The sequence below is a fragment of the Caldinitratiruptor microaerophilus genome (genome assembly GCF_025999835.1).
Taxonomy (GTDB): Bacteria; Bacillota; Sulfobacillia; order Symbiobacteriales; family ZC4RG38; genus Caldinitratiruptor; species Caldinitratiruptor microaerophilus.
Window position 1 is genome coordinate 14,307 of sequence record NZ_AP025628.1, and the last position, 16,841, is coordinate 31,147.

At 69.9% G+C, this 16,841-nt stretch carries 14 protein-coding genes; 13 read left to right on the plus strand and 1 reads right to left on the minus strand.

The window, feature by feature from the left end; genetic code table 11:
* Positions 1-32 precede the first annotated feature (32 nt).
* On the plus strand, positions 33-1,616 hold the full coding sequence (locus caldi_RS00090) for a putative polysaccharide biosynthesis protein (protein WP_264843047.1): 1,584 nt from the start codon (positions 33-35) through the stop codon (positions 1,614-1,616).
* A 20-nt stretch (positions 1,617-1,636) separates the two neighbouring features.
* On the opposite strand, the gene caldi_RS00095 is transcribed toward caldi_RS00090, so the two are convergent.
* Complete coding sequence (locus caldi_RS00095) at positions 1,637-2,146, minus strand: MarR family winged helix-turn-helix transcriptional regulator (RefSeq protein ID WP_264843048.1); 510 nt, start codon at positions 2,144-2,146, stop codon at positions 1,637-1,639.
* Between the two features lie 411 nt (positions 2,147-2,557).
* Here caldi_RS00095 and caldi_RS00100 point away from each other — a divergent pair, with 411 nt between their 5' ends.
* From caldi_RS00100 to caldi_RS00155, 12 genes are all read left to right on the plus strand, one after another.
* Positions 2,558-3,178: a DUF47 domain-containing protein gene (locus caldi_RS00100; protein WP_264843049.1), complete on the plus strand. Its 621-nt coding sequence runs from the start codon at positions 2,558-2,560 to the stop codon at positions 3,176-3,178.
* On the plus strand, positions 3,171-4,163 hold the full coding sequence (locus caldi_RS00105; protein ID WP_264843050.1) for an inorganic phosphate transporter: 993 nt from the start codon (positions 3,171-3,173) through the stop codon (positions 4,161-4,163). The genes caldi_RS00100 and caldi_RS00105 overlap by 8 nt, the downstream gene beginning before the upstream one ends.
* A 95-nt stretch (positions 4,164-4,258) precedes the next feature.
* Entirely contained in the window at positions 4,259-5,122 is an 864-nt protein-coding gene (gene pheA / locus caldi_RS00110) for a prephenate dehydratase (RefSeq protein ID WP_406568096.1), read from the plus strand.
* A 530-nt stretch (positions 5,123-5,652) separates the two neighbouring features.
* A complete protein-coding gene (ilvN, locus tag caldi_RS00115; RefSeq protein WP_264843052.1) occupies positions 5,653-6,192 on the plus strand; it encodes an acetolactate synthase small subunit in 540 nt (179 codons plus the stop codon).
* A complete protein-coding gene (ilvC, locus tag caldi_RS00120) occupies positions 6,161-7,174 on the plus strand; it encodes a ketol-acid reductoisomerase (protein ID WP_264843053.1) in 1,014 nt (337 codons plus the stop codon). Before ilvN ends, ilvC begins: the two co-directional genes overlap by 32 nt.
* Before the next feature lie 91 nt (positions 7,175-7,265).
* Positions 7,266-8,855: a 2-isopropylmalate synthase gene (locus caldi_RS00125; protein ID WP_264843054.1), complete on the plus strand. Its 1,590-nt coding sequence runs from the start codon at positions 7,266-7,268 to the stop codon at positions 8,853-8,855.
* Between the two features lie 19 nt (positions 8,856-8,874).
* The gene (gene leuC / locus caldi_RS00130) at positions 8,875-10,158 is read left to right on the plus strand and encodes a 3-isopropylmalate dehydratase large subunit (RefSeq protein ID WP_264843055.1); all 1,284 of its coding nucleotides are present in this window, start codon (positions 8,875-8,877) and stop codon (positions 10,156-10,158) included.
* 62 nt (positions 10,159-10,220) lie between these two features.
* Positions 10,221-10,733 carry a 3-isopropylmalate dehydratase small subunit gene (locus tag caldi_RS00135; RefSeq protein ID WP_264844699.1) on the plus strand — a complete coding sequence of 171 codons (513 nt, stop codon included), beginning with the start codon at positions 10,221-10,223 and terminating at the stop codon, positions 10,731-10,733.
* 2 nt (positions 10,734-10,735) lie between these two features.
* Positions 10,736-12,406, plus strand: coding sequence for a dihydroxy-acid dehydratase (gene ilvD, locus caldi_RS00140; RefSeq protein WP_264843056.1), 1,671 nt, complete (start codon positions 10,736-10,738; stop codon positions 12,404-12,406).
* A 32-nt stretch (positions 12,407-12,438) separates the two neighbouring features.
* Complete coding sequence (locus tag caldi_RS00145; protein ID WP_264843057.1) at positions 12,439-14,235, plus strand: thiamine pyrophosphate-dependent enzyme; 1,797 nt, start codon at positions 12,439-12,441, stop codon at positions 14,233-14,235.
* 177 nt (positions 14,236-14,412) lie between these two features.
* Positions 14,413-15,270 carry a class II fructose-1,6-bisphosphate aldolase gene (locus caldi_RS00150; protein WP_264843058.1) on the plus strand — a complete coding sequence of 286 codons (858 nt, stop codon included), beginning with the start codon at positions 14,413-14,415 and terminating at the stop codon, positions 15,268-15,270.
* A 449-nt stretch (positions 15,271-15,719) separates the two neighbouring features.
* A complete protein-coding gene (locus caldi_RS00155; RefSeq protein ID WP_264843059.1) occupies positions 15,720-16,793 on the plus strand; it encodes a M42 family metallopeptidase in 1,074 nt (357 codons plus the stop codon).
* Positions 16,794-16,841: the final 48 nt, after the last annotated feature.

The window sequence follows — 16,841 nt, forward strand, 5'->3', positions numbered from 1 at the left end:
GCGTGTTGTGGTCAGCGGCGGTGGGTGGCGCGATGAAGCAGAGGGAGTCGGCGGTCCGGGGGGCCGCGGTCTTGGCCGCATCGGGCCTCTTGATCCGCCTTTCCGGGCTCGTCTACCAGGTACCTCTCGCGAACTGGCTGGGTGCGGAGGGCATCGGCCTCTACCGGATGGCGCTGCCGGCCTTCTGGGCCTTCTACCGGTTGGCCCTGGGCGGGGTGCCCACCGCCGTCTCCACGTTGGTGGCGGAATACGACGGTCGCGGGCGTTCGCACGTCTCCGAGCAGGTCTTCCAGCTCGGCATGGTGTGGATCGCGGTGAGCTCGGCCGTCGCCTCCGCCGCCCTGGCCCTGGGGGCGGGGCTCGTCGCCCGCCTGGTGGGCGACCCGCGCACCGAACTCGTGCTCGTCGCGCTGTCACCGGCGATCTACTTCTTCTCGATCCAGCAGGGTTACGGCGCTTACCTGCAGGGACGCCAGCGGATCACCCCGTGGGGCGTGGCCGGCCTCATCGAGCAGGGAGGGCGCATCGCCGGCGCACTCGTGGGGGTCATCGCGCTGCGTCCCCGGGGGCTGGCGTGGGGAGCCGCCGGAGCGGCCCTCGGGAACCTGGCCGGTGGCGTCCTGAGCCTCCTGTACCTGGCCTTGACCTACCGGCGGGTCCGGCGCCGCCCCCGTGCCCGGTGGGACCCGGGTGAACCTCTCCACAAGCTCGTCGGGCAGATGGCGCGGCTGGCATGGCCCCTCATGCTGAGCGCGGCCGTGCTGCCGCTCCTGAACCTCCTGGACGTGGCCGTCATCCAGCGGGGCCTGCAGCGGGGGGGCCTCAGCCCCGCCGAGGCGACCGCACTGTACGGGCAGTACTCCGGCATGGCCTATGTCCTCGCCACCATGCCCTCCGTGTTCGCGCTGGCGTTCGGCCACGCCCTTCTGCCAGTCGTGGCGGCCGCCCGGGCGCGGGGCGACTGGGAGCGGGTGCGCAGCCGGTGCCTCGTCGCGCTCCGGGCGATGGCCCTCCTGGGGCTGCCCTCGGCCCTCGGCATGGCCGTCCTGGCAGTTCCGCTCATGACGGCCACCTTCGGCATGCCGGAGGCGGCGCGCCTTCTGGTGTGGTCGGCCCCGATCGCCCTGCTCAACCCGCTGATGGTGGTGGCGGCCGCGGCGCTGCAGGGACTCGGACTGACGGGACCGCCGGTCCGCAACCTGACGGCGGCCCTGGTCCTCAAGGTGGTCCTGGACGCCGCGGTGAGCGGGATCCCCGGCTCCGGCATCTACGCCGTGGTGGCCGGATCCGCCCTTTCCTACGCGCTCACGGCCTGGCTCAACGTGCGCACGCTCGAGCGCCACCTCGACTGGTCCGTACCCTGGAGCCGGGTCCTGCTGCGCCCGCTCCTGGCGTCGCTGGTCATGGCGGCCGGGGTGGGCATCCTCCTCGCCGGAGGGTGGGTGCCGCGGGGGCCCTGGGGCCAGATCGGCATGGCGCTCGTCGTGGCCCCGCCCCTCTATGCCCTGGGTCTGGCCTTCACGGGTGCGCTCGGGCGGGAGGACCTGTACGAGATCGCCGGCCCGGCCCTGCGGCGTCTCGAGCGCTTCGAGTGGCTAGAGCGGATCCTTCACTGACGGGAAGGAACCCCGGGAGCTCACGCCCCCGGGGCTTCGACCTGCTGGGCCCCTTCCAGGTACGCGGCCCGGTCCCGCCGCTTGAGGTCCCGGTAGAGCTTCTCCAGAAGCCGGTAGAGCACGCCACGCTCCTCGGCCGTCCAGACGCGCGACAGGTCGGCCATCTCCTTGGCAAGCTCCTGCTTGATCTCCCACACGCGAGTTCCCTTGTCCGTCAGCCGGATGTTGACCACACGACGGTCTTCCGTGCTCCGCTCGCGCACCAGCCAACCGTCCCGCTCCAGCCGGTCCGCCACCCCGGTCAGGTTGCCCCGCGAGCAGTTGAGCTCGTCCGCCAGACCGCCCAGCGTGGTGGCGTCCCCGTACATGGCGGCCAGAAGCAACATGTACTGGGGCATGGTCAGGCCGTAGCGCTGGCTCAGGAAACGGTGGCAGCGCTTCTCCACCATCGCCGAGATGGTCTGCAGGAGCGGCAGGACGTTCTCTGGGTTGAACTTCTCGTTCGCCGCTCCCAGATCCGGCTGCTTCATGACACGCACCTCCCCGGCTCTTGGCCGACGACAACACGATTACAGGAAACCCAAAAACAGTCAAACCAAGCAGAAAGTCGCTAGCAGGCAAGGAGGTCGGTTCTGCCTTCTCGGGGCAGTCCAGCGACTCCAACCGTCATGTTTCCCTGAACGGTTGCCCAGTATGCAATTCAGCCCGTTGCAATTGAGAGCGGACCCGGGTTGCAGCGGGTCCCGGCGTGCCCGCCAGCGAGGCGCGGGCCGGCCTGTCAGATCGCCTACTTTCTGGTACAGGGTATTTCATGGTGTGGATCGGCAACACCGGTGCGACTGCGCGCAGCGGCAGGGCGTCTGGAAACGCTTCCGTTGAGCGCCCGGGTAACTGCCGTATAATGGGCTTGGGCTGTCCACGTTTCCAAGAGGTGATGCCGGGTGCTCTTCGCGAGTCACCGAGATCGCCAGTTCTTCTCGCTCCTGAGGGACGCCGCGCAGAACCTGGCGGAGAGCGCCCAGGTGTTCTGGGACCTTTCGCAGGCAACGGGACGGGCGGATGAGTACGCTGCCCGCCTGAAGGACCTGGAGAAGCGGGGTGACCGTTACACTCACGACCTGATCACCTTGCTGAACAAGCTCTTCGTGACCCCTCTGGACCGGGAGGACATCCTGCGGCTCGCCGTGGTGCTCGACGACGTGGTCGACGGGCTGGAGGCCGCCGCGTCGCGGATCTTCATCTACCGCGTCGACGAGGACAACCGGTACATCCGGGAGTTCGCCTCCCTGATCATGGGTCAGGCGGAGGAGGTCGTCCAGGCGGTCGAGCGCCTGCAGACCAAGGACCTCCTCCGGATCCGGGAGAACGCCGTGCAGATCAACGTGCTCGAGAACCAGGGCGACGACCTCCTCCGGGAAGCCCTGGCGAACCTGCTCAACCACGAGCAGGACCCGGTCCGGATCATCAAGCTGAAGGAGATCTTCGAGACCCTGGAGACGGTCACCGACCGGGCCGAGGACGTGGCCAACGCCCTGGAGAGCGTGGTCATGAAGCATGCCTGAACTGACGGGGACCGCCGTGCTCATCCTTGTGGCCGGATTCGTGTTTGCGTTCACAAACGGGTGGGCCGACGCGGTGAGGTCGATCTCCACGGCGGTGTCGACCCGGGTGTGGAGCCCCCTGCAAGCCGTGCTGCTGGCGGGCGTGGCCAACGCGCTCGGTGCCCTCTTCGGTTCCGAGGTGGCCCGGGTGGTCGGCCTGTCCATCCTGCCGCCGGGTCCGGATGCGCCGCCGGTGGCGCTGGCGGCGCTCTTCGCCGGGCTCCTCTGGGTAGCGGTGGCCACCGCGTCCGGGTTTCCCGTCAGCAGTTCCCACGCGCTGCTCGGCGGCCTCGTCGGCGCGGGGCTGGCGCGGTCCGGCTGGGGCGTGCTCGCCACCAAGGGGTTCAAGCTCGTGCTGGCCGCCGCCGTGCTGGGGCCCCTCGGGGCCGGTCTGGGCGGGTGGGCGCTCCTGGCGCTCCTGCGTGCTCTCCTGGGCGGGCAGCCCGTCGGCCTGGTCCACCGCTGGCTGCGCCACCTGCAGGTGCTGAGCGCGGCCGCGCTGTGCGCCGGGCACGGGACCAGCGACGGGCAGAAGGTGATGGGGGTGCTGGCCCTCGGCCTCGGCGCGGCCCCGGTGCTCGCTCGCTCCGAGGTGCCGGCGCACGTGCGGCTCACGGTCGCCATCGCCCTCGGGCTCGGTACGGCGGTGGGCGGCTGGGCGGTCGTGCGCTCGCTGGGGGTTCGGGTCCTCCACCTCGACCCTCCGAGCGGATTCGCGACGGAGACGAGCTCCGCAGCGCTCCTGCTGCTGGCCGCGGCGACCGGGGCGCCGGTGTCTGCCACCCACGCGGTGACGGGTGCGATCCTGGGGGTGGGAGCGGCGGGACGGACGGGGATCGTTCGCTGGGGGCTGGCCGGCCCGGTGCTGTGGGTCTGGGCGGTCACCCTGCCGGGTGCCGCGGCGGTGGGCTACGCCCTTGTCCGGCTGCAGGCGGTCCTGCCGTGACAGGGTCCGGTGACGTCGGAGGGCCTGGTGACGTCTGCACCGGCGTGGTGCTACAATCGTCCGAGTAACCCTCGCAGATCGAGGTGATGGGCCCGGTGACCCGGGTGGCGTTCCAGGGCGAGCGGGGAGCGTTCAGCGACGAGGCGGTGCGGCTGCACTTCGGTCCGGAGGCGGAGTCCGTCCCGTGCCGGACCTTCGCGGACGTGTTCCACTCCGTGGCCGCGGGACGGGTCGATTACGGCCTGGTGCCGGTGGAAAACTCCATCGCCGGCGGGATCAACGAGGTCTACGATCTCATGCGCCGCTACGACCTCTACATCCGGGGCGAGCGGGTCCTGCAGGTGCGCCACTGCCTGCTGGCGCTGCCGGGCCAGTCCCTGGCGGAGATCCGGCGCGTGTACTCCCACCCGGCCGCGCTCGACCAGTGCGAGGGCTGGCTCCGCGAGGCGGGGGTGGAGGCCGTGGCCCAGTACGACACGGCCGGCAGCGCGCGCCTGGTGGCGGAAGAGAAGCTGCAAGGCGTGGGCGCCATCGCGTCGCGGTGGGCGGCCGAGATCTACGGCCTGGCCGTGATCGCCGAGGACATCCAGGACGTGAAGGACAACTACACGCGCTTCGTGGTCCTGGGGCGCGACGCGCTGCCGCGGCAGGAAGGCCCGGCGAAGACCGCGCTCGTCATGTCCACGGCCCACTCGCCCGGGGCGCTCTACCAGTGCCTGGGGGCATTCGCCCGCCGGGGGATCAACCTGCTCAACCTCGAGTCGCGTCCCGCCAAGAACCGGCCCTGGGAGTACGTCTTCTACCTCGACCTGGACGGGCACCGGGACGATCCGGTGGTGGCCGAGGCGCTGGCCGAGATGGCCGCTTACACGAGCTTCCTGAAGGTGCTGGGTTCCTTCCCCAGAGACGTGACCTTCAGCGTCTCCGGTACGGGCGACGCCGGAGCGGCCGGCCTCTAGCCCGCCCGTACACCAGAGCCGGGACCGGCGCGGGCCGGGCGAACCAGATCCTGGCACTCCCAACAAATTCGAGGGCGGCGCCTGTACCCTATTGACAGCCTTCCAGGTGCTTGTTACTATACTGCACAAAATACGCCGGAAACGGCGATGACGGGGCCAGTAGGCACCGCACAGCGAGCTTCAGAGAGCCGGGGGCGGCCCGCAGGGCCGCAGGGTGCGACCCGGTGCCGCGGCGGCTGCTGAACCTCCCCCCCGAGCTGCCTCCCTGAACCGGCTGCGCGCCGCAGTAGGGGAGAACGGTGGAGGCCGTTATCCTCCGGGCGCTTCACTGTCTTCCTGGGTGAAGGCGCCCGCAAAGGCCGGGTACGCGTCCGGTGGGCCGAAGCCCGCCAGGGGAAGCTCCCGGCGAAGTAGGGTGGTACCGCGGGAAGAGACCCGCCCCTACCGCAAGAGGCTGACAGGAGCCTGGCGGTGGGGGCGGTTCTTTTTGCACCTGCAGGCGGCAAGGCCGCGAAGGGAGGTGGGGCGGAATGCGACATGTCCTGGCCGTCCTGGTGGAGAACAACCCGGGCGTCCTGGCCCGGGTGGCGGCCCTCATCCGGCGGCGGGGGTTCAACATCGAGAGCCTGGCCGTGGGCCCCACGGAGGACCGCCGCATCTCCCGCATGACGCTGGCGGTCGAGGGGGACGACGCCATCGTCGAACAGGTCGAGAAGCAGCTCAACAAGCTCGTCGAGGTCCTCAAGGTGTCGGACCTGGACGCCGAGAACTCGGTGACCCGCGAGCTCGCGCTCGTGAAGGTCCACGCCGAGCCCTCCCGCAGGGCCCAGATCCTCCAGCTGGCAGACATCTTCCGGGCCCGGGTGGTCGACGTGGGGCGCCGGCACATGACCATCGAGGTGACCGGCACCCAGGACAAGGTCGAGGCGCTCATCAACCTCGCCCGGGAGTACGGCATCCAGGAAGTCGTGCGCACCGGGGTGATCGCCCTGGAGCGCGGCGGCACCGCCGTCAAGTACGAGAAGGAGGACGTGCCGAATGACGCGGCTGTACTACGACTCGGACGCTGACCTCCGCTACCTGGAGGGGAAGACCTGTGCGGTGATCGGCTTCGGCAGCCAGGGCCACGCGCACGCCCTGAACCTGCGGGATTCGGGCGTCGACGTGGTCGTGGGGCTGCGGCCGGGCCGCCCCTCGTGGGAGCGGGCCGAGAAGGCCGGCCTCCGGGTGATGGACATCCCGGCGGCCGCCGAGGCGGCGGACGTGGTCATGATCCTGGTCAACGACGAGCGCCATGCCGAGGTCTGGAAGCAGATCGCCCCGCACATGAAGGCCGGCAAGGCGCTGGGCGTCGGCCACGGGTTCAGCGTCCACTTCGGTCAGATCCAGCCGCCCGGGGACATCGACGTGTTCATGGTCGCCCCCAAGGCCCCCGGCCACCTGGTCCGCCGGCTCTACACGGAGGGCAAGGGGACCCCGGCCCTGGTCGCGGTGGCGCAGGACGCCACCGGCAAGGCGCTGCAGATCGCCCTGGCCTGGGCGAAGGCGCTGGGCACCACCCGGGCGGGGGTCTTCGAGACCACCTTCAAGGACGAGACCGAATCCGACCTGTTCGGCGAGCAGACCGTCCTCTGCGGCGGCATCACCGGGCTCATCAAGGCCGGGTTCGAGGTGCTCGTCGAGGCCGGCTATCCGCCCGAACTGGCCTACTTCGAGTGCCTGCACGAGATGAAGCTGATCGTCGACCTCATGTACGAGGGCGGCATGGCGTCGATGCGGTACTCGGTCTCGGACACCGCCGAGTACGGCGACTACACCCGGGGCCCGCGGGTCATCGACGAGTCCGTCAAGGAGCGCATGCGGGAGATCCTGCGGGAGATCCAGAGCGGTCAGTTCGCCCGGGAGTGGATCCTGGAGAACCAGGTCGGCCGGCCCGTCTTCACCGCCCGCCGCCGCCAGGAGGCCGAGCACCCCATCGAGGTCGTGGGCAAGAAGCTCCGGGCCATGATGCCGTGGCTCCCCAAGCCGGTCGGAACGGCCGGTAACGAGTAGCGGGCCGGACCCGTCCGGACCCGGCGCACGGGTCTTCCTTCGGCCGCCGTGGCCCCACGTGTGTGGTGAGCGAAACGGGAGGGAGAGGAACGTGTCCAAGCGCATCTACATCTTCGACACCACGCTGCGCGACGGGGAGCAGTCCCCCGGGTTCAGCATGACGGCGGCCGAGAAGCTTCAGGTGGCGCGCCAGCTGGCCCGTGTCGGCGTCGACGTGATCGAGGCCGGGTTCCCGGCCTCCTCCCCCGGCGACTTCGCTTCCGTACAGGAGATCGCCCGGGAGGTGGAGGGGCCGGTGATCGCCGGCCTGGCCCGGTGCAACAAGAACGACATCCAGGCCGTGGCCGACGCCGTCCGGCCGGCGAAGAAGCCCCGCATTCATACGTTCATCGCGACCTCGCCCATCCACATGGAGAAGAAGCTGCGGATGAAGCCCGAAGAGGTCGTGCAGCGGGTGCGCGAGATGGTCGCCTTCGCGAAGTCGTTCGGCATGGAGGTGGAGTTCTCTGCCGAGGATGCGACCCGCAGCGACTGGCGTTTCCTGGCGCAGGTCTTCACCGTGGCGGCCCGGGCAGGGGCGACCATCCTGAACGTCCCTGACACGGTGGGTTACACCACCCCGAAGGAGATGTACGACCTCTTCCGCTACCTCATCGAGCACGTCGACGCGCCCGAGGGCGTCATCTTCTCCTGCCACAACCACAACGACCTCGGCCTGGCGGTGGCGAACACGCTGGCGGCCATCGAGGCCGGGGTGACCCAGGTCGAGGGCACCTTCAACGGCATCGGCGAGCGGGCCGGCAACGTGGCGCTGGAAGAGGTCGTGATGGCCCTCAAGACCCGGCACGACCGGTACCCGTACCACACCGGGATCAACACCACCGAGATCTACCGCACCTCGAAGCTCATCCAGAACCTCACCGGCATCTCCGTCCAGCCCAACAAGGCCATCGTCGGGGCCAACGCCTTCGCCCACGAGAGCGGCATCCACCAGGACGGCGTCCTGAAGGAGCGCACGACCTACGAGATCATGCGGCCGCAGGACGTCGGGGTCCCGGAGAGCGTGCTGGTGCTGGGCAAGCACTCCGGGCGCCACGCCTTCCGCGACCGGCTCGTCAAGCTGGGCTACGTCCTCAGCGACGAGGAGATCGACCGGGCCTTCGCCCGCTTCAAGGAGCTCGCCGACCGCAAGAAGTACATCACCGACGACGACCTGGAGGCGATCGTGAGCGACGAGCAGCAGCGCGAGCGTGCCGACGTCGTGCAGCTGGTGTCGTTCCAGGTCGTCTCCGGCACCCACACCCTTCCCACGGCCACGGTCCAGGTGATCCGGGGCGACCAGCCCTCGCGCCAGGAGGCCGCCTCCGGCGACGGCCCGGTGGACGCCCTGTACCGGGCCATCGACCGGGCGGCGGGGTTCCAGGGCACGCTCCTGGAGTACCGGCTGAAGGCGGTCACGAGCGGCCAGGACGCCCTCGGCGAGGTGAACGTCCGGGTTCAGTCGAACGGGCGCGTCGCCAGCGGCCGCGGGGTGAGCACGGACGTCCTCGAGGCCAGCGTCCGGGCCTACGTGGCGGCCATCAACAAGCTCCTCAGCGGTCGGGGCGCGGTGGCCGTGACCCCGGCGGCGGAGGAGGGCCAGCCGGCCGAAGGGTGGATGCAGCGGGCCTGGGGGGACTAGTCGGAAGGAGTGACGCCCGGTGGGCATGACCATAACCGAGAAGATCCTGGCGGCACACGCCGGCAAGAAGGAGGTGCGGCCGGGGGACCTGATCGAGGCCAAGGTCGACCTCGTGATGGCCAACGACATCACGGCGGCCCCGGCCATCGCCGCCTTCGAGAAGATCGGCGTGGACAACGTGTGGGACCCGGAGCGGGTGGTGCTGGTGCCGAGCCACTTCGCCCCCGCCCGGGACATCGCCAGCGCCGCGCAGATCAAGCGGATGCGGGAGTTCGCCAGAAGGCTCAACATCAAGTGGTTCTTCGAGCTGGGGCAGGCGGGCATCGAGCACGCCCTGCTGCCCGAGCAGGGGCTGGCGGTCCCGGGGATGCTGATCCTGGGCGCCGACTCGCACTCCTGCACCTACGGGGCGCTCGGGGCGTTCAGCACCGGCGTCGGGTCCACGGACGCCGCCGCCGCCATGGCGACAGGCGAGACGTGGCTGCGGGTCCCCGAGTCGAACCTGTTCATCTTCCACGGCAAGCTGCGGCCCTGGGTCAGCGGCAAGGACCTGATCCTCTACACCATCTCCCAGGTCGGTGACGACGGCTGCCGCTATCAGGCGATGGAGTTCACCGGCGAGGCCATCCGGTCGCTCTCGATGGAACAGCGCATGACCATCACGAACATGGCCATCGAGGCCGGGGCCAAGAGCGGCATCATCGCCCCCGACGAGACCACGTTGGAGTACGTGAAGCCCCGGGCCAAGTTCCCCTGGACGGTCTACCAGTCCGACCCCGACGCCCACTACGCCCGGGTGTTCGAGTGGGACGCCTCCGAGCTCGAGCCGCAGGTCTCCTTCCCGCACCTCCCGTCCAACACGAAGCCCCTCAGCGAGGCGGCCGGTATCGAGGTCGACCAGGTGGTCATCGGCTCGTGCACCAACGGCCGCATCGAGGACCTGCGGATCGTCGCCGAGGTCATGCGGGGCCGCAAGGTGCACCCGCGGATCCGCTGCATCATCTTCCCGGCCACGCCGGAGGTGTACAAGCAGGCGCTGCGGGAGGGGCTGATCGACGTCTTCGTGGAGGCCGGCGCCGTGGTCTCCACCAGCACCTGCGGGCCCTGCCTGGGCGGCCACATGGGCGTCCTCGCCGAGGGCGAGCGGTGCCTCAGCACCACGAACCGCAACTACGTGGGCCGCATGGGGCACCCCAGGAGCTACACCTACCTGGCCAACCCGGCGGTGGCGGCGGCCACGGCGGTGGCGGGGGTCATCGCCGACCCCGACGACGTGATCAAGCGGACGGAGGTGGCCCTGTGAGCGACTGGGACGCGCAGGTCCGGCCGGACGCCGAGGCCCTGGGCACCGCCGCCGGCGGGCGGGTGCGGGGGCGGGCGCACAAGTTCGGCCCGGACATCGACACCGACGTGATCATCCCCGCGTACTACCTCAACACGATCGACCCCGTCGAGCTCGGCAAGCACTGCATGGAGGCGGCCGACCCCGACTTCAGCAAGAAGGTGAAGCCCGGCGACATCATCGTGGCCGGCAAGAACTTCGGCTCCGGGTCGAGCCGCGAGCACGCCCCGATCGCCATCAAGGGGTGCGGGATCGGGGCCGTGGTGGCGGAGAGCTTCGCCCGCATCTTCTTCCGCAACGCGATCAACATCGGCCTGCCGATCCTGGAGTCCCCGGAGGCAGCGGCAGCCATCCAGGCCGGCGATGAGGTCGAGATCGACTTGGAGGCCGGGCGCATCACCGACCTGACCACCGGCCAGACCTTCCAGGCCACGCCCCTGCCGCCGTTCATGATGGAGATCTTCCGGGCCGGAGGGCTGGTCCCGTACCTGCGTCAGAAGATCGAGCGGCAGCGGGCCGCGGCCCAGGGGGCGTAGCCATGCGCTCGGACGTCATCAAGCGGGGCGTGGACCGGGCCCCGCACAGGGCCCTCCTGCGGGCCGCCGGGGTGCGTGACTCGGACTGGGACAAGCCGTTCATCGCCATCGTGAACTCCTACGTCGACATCGTCCCCGGGCACGTGCACCTCAAGGAGTTCGGCGAGGTCGTTCGCCAGGCCGTGCGCGAGGCGGGCGGCGTGCCCTTCATGTTCAACACCATCGGGGTTGACGACGGCATCGCGATGGGCCACATCGGCATGCGCTACTCCCTGCCGAGCCGGGAGCTCATCGCCGATTCCGTCGAGACCATGATCACGGCGCACCAGTTCGACGGGATGATCCTGATCCCGAACTGCGACAAGATCACCCCCGGGATGCTCATGGCGGCAGTGCGCACGAACGTCCCGGCGGTCGTGGTCTCCGGCGGCCCGATGAAGGCCGGCCGGCGGCCGAGCACGGGCGACGTGATCGACCTCATCAGCGTCTTCGAGGGCGTTGGCGCCGTCCAGGCCGGGCGGATGACGCAGGAGGAGCTCCTCGAGATCGAGTCCTACGCCTGCCCGAGCTGCGGCTCGTGCTCGGGCCTCTTCACCGCCAACTCGATGAACTCGCTGGCCGAGGCCCTGGGGCTGGCGCTCCCCGGCAACGGCAGCATCGTGGCCCAGGACCCGCGCCGGGACGAGCTTGCCTACCGGGCCGCCCGGCACTTGATGGAGCTCATCGAAAAGGACATCAAGCCCCGGGACATCGTCACGGAGAAGGCCGTGGAGAACGCCCTCATGCTCGACATGGCCATGGGCGGCTCCACGAACACCGTGCTGCACATGCTCGCCATCGCCCGGGAGGCCGGGATCGACTTCCCCATGTCCCGCATCGACGAGCTCTCCCGGCGGGTGCCGAACCTGTGCAAGGTGTCCCCGTCCCGCCCCGACGTGCACATGGAGGACGTCGACCGGGCGGGCGGCATGTCCGCCATCCTCAGGGAGCTGGACCGCGCGGGCCTGCTGCACCGGGAGTGCCTCACCGTCAGCGGCCGGACGATCGGCGAGGTGGTCGCCGGGGCGGAGATCCGTGACACCGACGTCATCCGGCCCCTGGAGAACCCCTACAGCCGGGACGGCGGCCTGGCGATCCTGAGCGGGAACCTGGCGCCGGAGGGGTCCGTGCTGAAGACGGCCGGCGTGGACCCGTCGGTTCAGGTCTTCCGGGGCCGGGCCCGCGTGTTCGAGTCGGAGGACGAGTGCCTGAAGGCCCTGGATCGCCGGGAGATCAAGGCCGGCGACGTGGTGGTGATCCGCTACGAGGGCCCGCGCGGCGGCCCCGGCATGCCCGAGATGCTCTCGCCGACCAGCATGATCGTGGGTCAGGGGCTCGGCAAGGACGTGGCCCTCATCACGGATGGCCGGTTCTCCGGCGGCACCCGGGGCATCTGCCTCGGCCACATCTCCCCCGAGGCCGCCGAGGGCGGGCCGATCGCCCTCGTGCGGGACGGCGACGAGATCCTCATCGACATTCCGAACCGCCGGCTGGAGCTCCTGGTCTCCGAGGAGGAGCTGGCCCGCCGGCGCCGGGCGTGGACACCGCCCGAGCCCAAGATCAAGCACGGGTGGCTGGCCCGCTACAGCCGCTTCGTCACCTCCGCCCACATGGGGGCGGTGCTGAAAGCCTGACCGGCCGGGACCGGGAAAGGAGGCAGGACGCCATGGAGGTCACGGGCTCGCAGGCCCTCATCAAGGCGCTGCTGGAGGAGGGTGTGGAGGTCATCTTCGGTTACCCGGGCGGCGCCATCATGCCGATCTACGACGCCCTGTACGACGCCCCGATCCGGCACGTGCTCACCCGGCACGAGCAGGGCGCCGTCCACGCCGCCGAGGGCTACGCCCGGACCACCGGGCGGGTGGGGGTGGTGTTCGCCACTTCGGGCCCCGGTGCGATGAACCTCGTCACCGGCCTGGCCGACGCCATGATGGACTCGACCCCCCTCGTGGCGATCACGGGGCAGGTGGCCCGCTCGCTGATCGGCCGCGACGCCTTCCAGGAGGCCGACGTCTGGGGCGTCACCATGCCGATCACCAAGCACAACTTCCTGGTCCAGGAGCCCGCGGACCTCCCCCGCATAATCAAGGAAGCGTTCTACCTGGCGCGGGCAGGCCGCCCCGGCCCCGTGCTGGTGGACATCCCGAAGGACGTCCAGTACGCGCGCTTCAAGTGGTACTACCCGGACAAGGTGAACCTCCCCGGCTACAAGCCCACCTACGTCGGGCACGCCGCCCAGGTGGAGAAGGCCGCCGCGGCGATCAAGGCCGCCCACCGGCCGGTGCTCATCACCGGGGGCGGGGTGATCGCCTCTCCCGGCGCGCCGGAGCGCTTCCGGGAGCTGGCGGAGCGGGTGAACGCGCCCGTGCTGTCGACCCTCACCTCCCTGGGCGCCTTCCCCATGGACCACCCGCTGTTCTTCGGGCTCGTCGGCATGCACGGGACGTGGGCCGCCAACCGGGCGGTGGCCAACTCCGACCTCCTGGTGGCCATCGGCATGCGCTTCGACGACCGGGTGACCGGCATGGCGCAGCGCTTCGCGCCGCTGGCCAAGGTGATCCACGTCGACATCGACCCCGCGGAGATCTCGAAGAACATCCCGGCCCACATCCCGATCGTGGGCGACGCCGGCACGGTGCTGGGACAGATCCTCGACGCGCTCGGCGACTGGCGGGCGCCGGTCCACCGCCCGTGGCTCGATCAGGTCCTCGCCTGGCAGCGCCAGCACCCGCTCTGGGGCGAGAAGCCGCGGCGCATCCGGGAGCTAGCCGAGCACGCCCGGGAGTCCGCCGGCCTGGCGCTGAGCCCGCCCGAGTTCGAGAACGGGGAACGCAACCCGGCCGCGCGGCTGAAGCCCCAGGAAGTGGTCATGGCCGTGCAGGAGACGTTCGGCCCCGAGGCGATCGTGGTCACGGACGTGGGCCAGCACCAGATGTGGGCGGCGCACTACTGCCTGCGCCGCTACCCGCGCACGTGGGTCAGCTCGTGCGGCCTGGGGACCATGGGCTTCGGCCTGCCGGCAGCCATCGGCGCCAAGATCGCCAACCCGGACCGGGAGGTCGTGCTGATCACCGGCGAGGGCAGCTTCCAGATGACGATTCAGGAGCTGGGCACGGCGGCCGCCGAGAACCTGGGCATCAAGATCGTCATCGTGAACAACATGTTCCTCGGCATGGTCCGCCAGTGGCAGCAGCTGTTCTTCGAGGGGCGGTACAAGGACGTCGACCTCCGGCCCGGCCTGCCGGACTTCGTCAAGCTCGCGGAGGCCTACGGGCACCGCGGCATGATGATCGAGCGGGTGGGCCAGCTCCGTGAAGCCATGGCGGCGCTCAAGGCCGCAGACGGCCTGTTCATCCTGGACGCCCGGGTCGAGCAGGAGGAGAACGTGTACCCGATCGTGCCGCCCGGCGGCGCCAACGAGGAGGCCATCGTCCAGCCCGAGCGGGAGGAGGCCACCGTCTGACGTGCGTTCCCCCCGCCCCGGGGCGGATCGCCGCCGCGTCGGAGCCGTGCCAGCCCCCGGCAAGGCACGGCTCTTTTCGTCCGTCCGGCGGGCTGCCGTGGTAGGAACCGGGGAGGGGATGTACAATCTTTAGCACGTAGAGGCGCCCGCGGGGCGCCCGCCTCAGGGGGGATGCGAATGCCGCTCGTGCCGCTCAGGCAGCAGCTCGAGGCCGCCGAAGCCGGCGGGTACGCCGTCGGCGCCTTCAACGCGAACAACATGGAGATCGTGCAGGCCATCGTCGAGGCCGCGGAGGAGATGGAGGCGCCGGTCATCATCCAGGCGAGCCAGGGCGCGATCAAGTACGCCGGCCTCGACATGATCACGGCCATGGTGCAGGCCGTGGCCCAGAAGGCGAAGGTACCCGTGACCCTGCACCTCGACCACGGCACGGACTACGCCACCGTCGTCAGCTGCATCCGCCGCGGCTTCACGTCCGTGATGTTCGACGGGTCGCAGTGGCCCAAGGAGGAGAACATCGCCCGGACGAAGGAAATCGTGAAGATCGCCCACGCGGTCGGGGTGTCGGTCGAGGGAGAGATCGGCAAGATCGGCGGCGTGGAGGACGACATCCGCGTCGAGGAGCGCGAGGCGCTCCTGACCCCCGTCTCCGATGCCATCGAGTTCTACCGGGCGACGGGCGTGGACGCCCTGGCGATGGCGTTCGGCACCGCCCACGGCCACTACAAGCTGCCGCCCAAGCTGGCGTTCGACCGCATCGAGGCGGTGCACAGAGAGACGGGCGCCTTCCTGGTCATGCACGGCGGCTCGGGGGTGCCGGACGAGGACGTGCGGCGGGGGATCCAGCTCGGCATCCGCAAGATCAACATCGATACCGAGCTGCGGGAGGCCTTCGTCGAGGAGCTGCGCCGGCAGATGGCGGAGCATCCCCGGGAGATCGACCCCCGCAAGCTTCTCGGCCCCGCCCGGGAGGCGATGAAGGCCAAGATCAAGGAGAAGATGCAGCTCTTCGGCTGTGCCGGGCGCGCCCGCTGATCCGGTACGGTCCTGCGGCCACGGCGCCTCGTCGTGAGGCCCGCACCCCACCGGGGTGCGGGCCTCACGTATTTCTTCCGAGTGCGTCTTCTTCGCCTCGCTCATCGGGACGTACCTGAGCTCGAACCGCGGCCGGCTGGCGGGTCCGGGCCCCGACGAGGTGTTCAACCTCACCCTCACCACGATCACCACGTTCGACCTGCTGATGACGGGTATTCGCCGTATTTTTCGCCTCCGGGCTGGTGATCGCCACCCTCGTGGCCGTGGCCCTGAAGGTCCTCATGCGGGCGTAGGCGCGGAGGTCAATGCCGGACAACGCGGCATGCACGGCCACGTGTATGCCGGGTTGGTTCGGGGGTGGTGGCTAAGGGGCTGCAGGATTGGGAAACTGGTGAAGGGAAATCCCCTTTCGGTGCCAATTCCACGGACCCACAGGAGGCATGGACCGGATGGACGACCTGCTGACGATGTACCGCGAGCTGACCGAGGCGCCCGGCGTGCCAGGCTACGAGGCGCCCGTGCGGGAGATCATGCGGAAGTACCTGTCGCCCCTCGGTGGCATCGAGACCGACAACCTGGGCTCGATCGTCGCCCGGAAGGTCGGGCGAGAGGGTGGCCCCAAGATCCTGGTCGCCGGCCACATGGACGAGGTCGGGTTCATGGTCACGACGATCACGGAGAAGGGGTTCCTGAAGTTCCAGCCCCTCGGCGGCTGGTGGGAACAGGTCATGCTCGCCCAGCGGGTCCTCGTCCGCACGCACAAGGGCGACATCGTCGGGGTCATCGGGTCCAAGCCTCCGCATGTGCTGAGCCAGGAGGAGCGGAAGAAGGTCGTCGACCGCAAGGACATGTTCATCGACGTCGGAGCGAGCAGCCGGGAAGAGGCGGAAGGCTTCGGCGTCCGGCCCGGAGACCCGATCGTCCCGATCTGCCCCTTCACGGTGATGCCGAACCCCAAGCTCCTCATGGCGAAGGCGTGGGACAACCGGGCCGGGTGCGCGGTGGCGATCCAGGTTCTCCGGCACCTTCAGGGCGCGGAGCACCCGAACGTGGTTTACGCCGGTGCCACCGTCCAGGAGGAGGTGGGGCTGCGGGGCGCCCAGACCCTGGTGAACACGGTGAAGCCCGACGTGGCCTTCGCCCTGGACGTGGGCATCGCCGGAGACACCCCGGGGATGAAGGAGGGCGAGGTGCAGGCGAAGCTGGGCGGCGGCCCGGTGATCCTCCTGTACGACGCGACCATGGTCCCGAACGTGCGGCTCAGGGACCTCGTCGTGGAGACGGCCCGCGCCGAGGGCATCCCCGTCCAGTTCGACGCGATGGCCGGAGGCGGCACCGACGCCGGCCGGTTCCACCTGAACGAGAGCGGGGTGCCGAGCATCGTGATCGGCTTCGCCACTCGGTACATCCACAGCCACGCCTCGATCATCCACCGCGACGACATGGAGAACGCCGCCCGTCTGGTGGCGAAGGTCATCCAGAAGCTCGATGCCGCCACGGTGGCGTCGCTCCGGGATGTCTGAGGTGGGGCCACCCGGCAGGAACGCGGCGCCGCGGCGGCCAATTCGTAA

Excerpts from the sequence above, each read along its gene's own strand:
- caldi_RS00155 (WP_264843059.1), top strand. The coding sequence starts at position 15,720 with ATGGACGACCTGCTGACGATGTACCGCGAGCTGACCGAGGCGCCCGGC.
- caldi_RS00105 (WP_264843050.1), top strand. The coding sequence starts at position 3,171 with ATGCCTGAACTGACGGGGACCGCCGTGCTCATCCTTGTGGCCGGATTC.
- caldi_RS00150 (WP_264843058.1), top strand. The coding sequence starts at position 14,413 with ATGCCGCTCGTGCCGCTCAGGCAGCAGCTCGAGGCCGCCGAAGCCGGC.
- ilvD (WP_264843056.1), top strand. The coding sequence starts at position 10,736 with ATGCGCTCGGACGTCATCAAGCGGGGCGTGGACCGGGCCCCGCACAGG.
- caldi_RS00090 (WP_264843047.1), top strand. The coding sequence starts at position 33 with ATGAAGCAGAGGGAGTCGGCGGTCCGGGGGGCCGCGGTCTTGGCCGCA.
- caldi_RS00145 (WP_264843057.1), top strand. The coding sequence starts at position 12,439 with ATGGAGGTCACGGGCTCGCAGGCCCTCATCAAGGCGCTGCTGGAGGAG.
- ilvN (WP_264843052.1), top strand. The coding sequence starts at position 5,653 with ATGCGACATGTCCTGGCCGTCCTGGTGGAGAACAACCCGGGCGTCCTG.
- ilvC (WP_264843053.1), top strand. The coding sequence starts at position 6,161 with ATGACGCGGCTGTACTACGACTCGGACGCTGACCTCCGCTACCTGGAG.
- caldi_RS00095 (WP_264843048.1), bottom strand. The coding sequence starts at position 2,146 with ATGAAGCAGCCGGATCTGGGAGCGGCGAACGAGAAGTTCAACCCAGAG.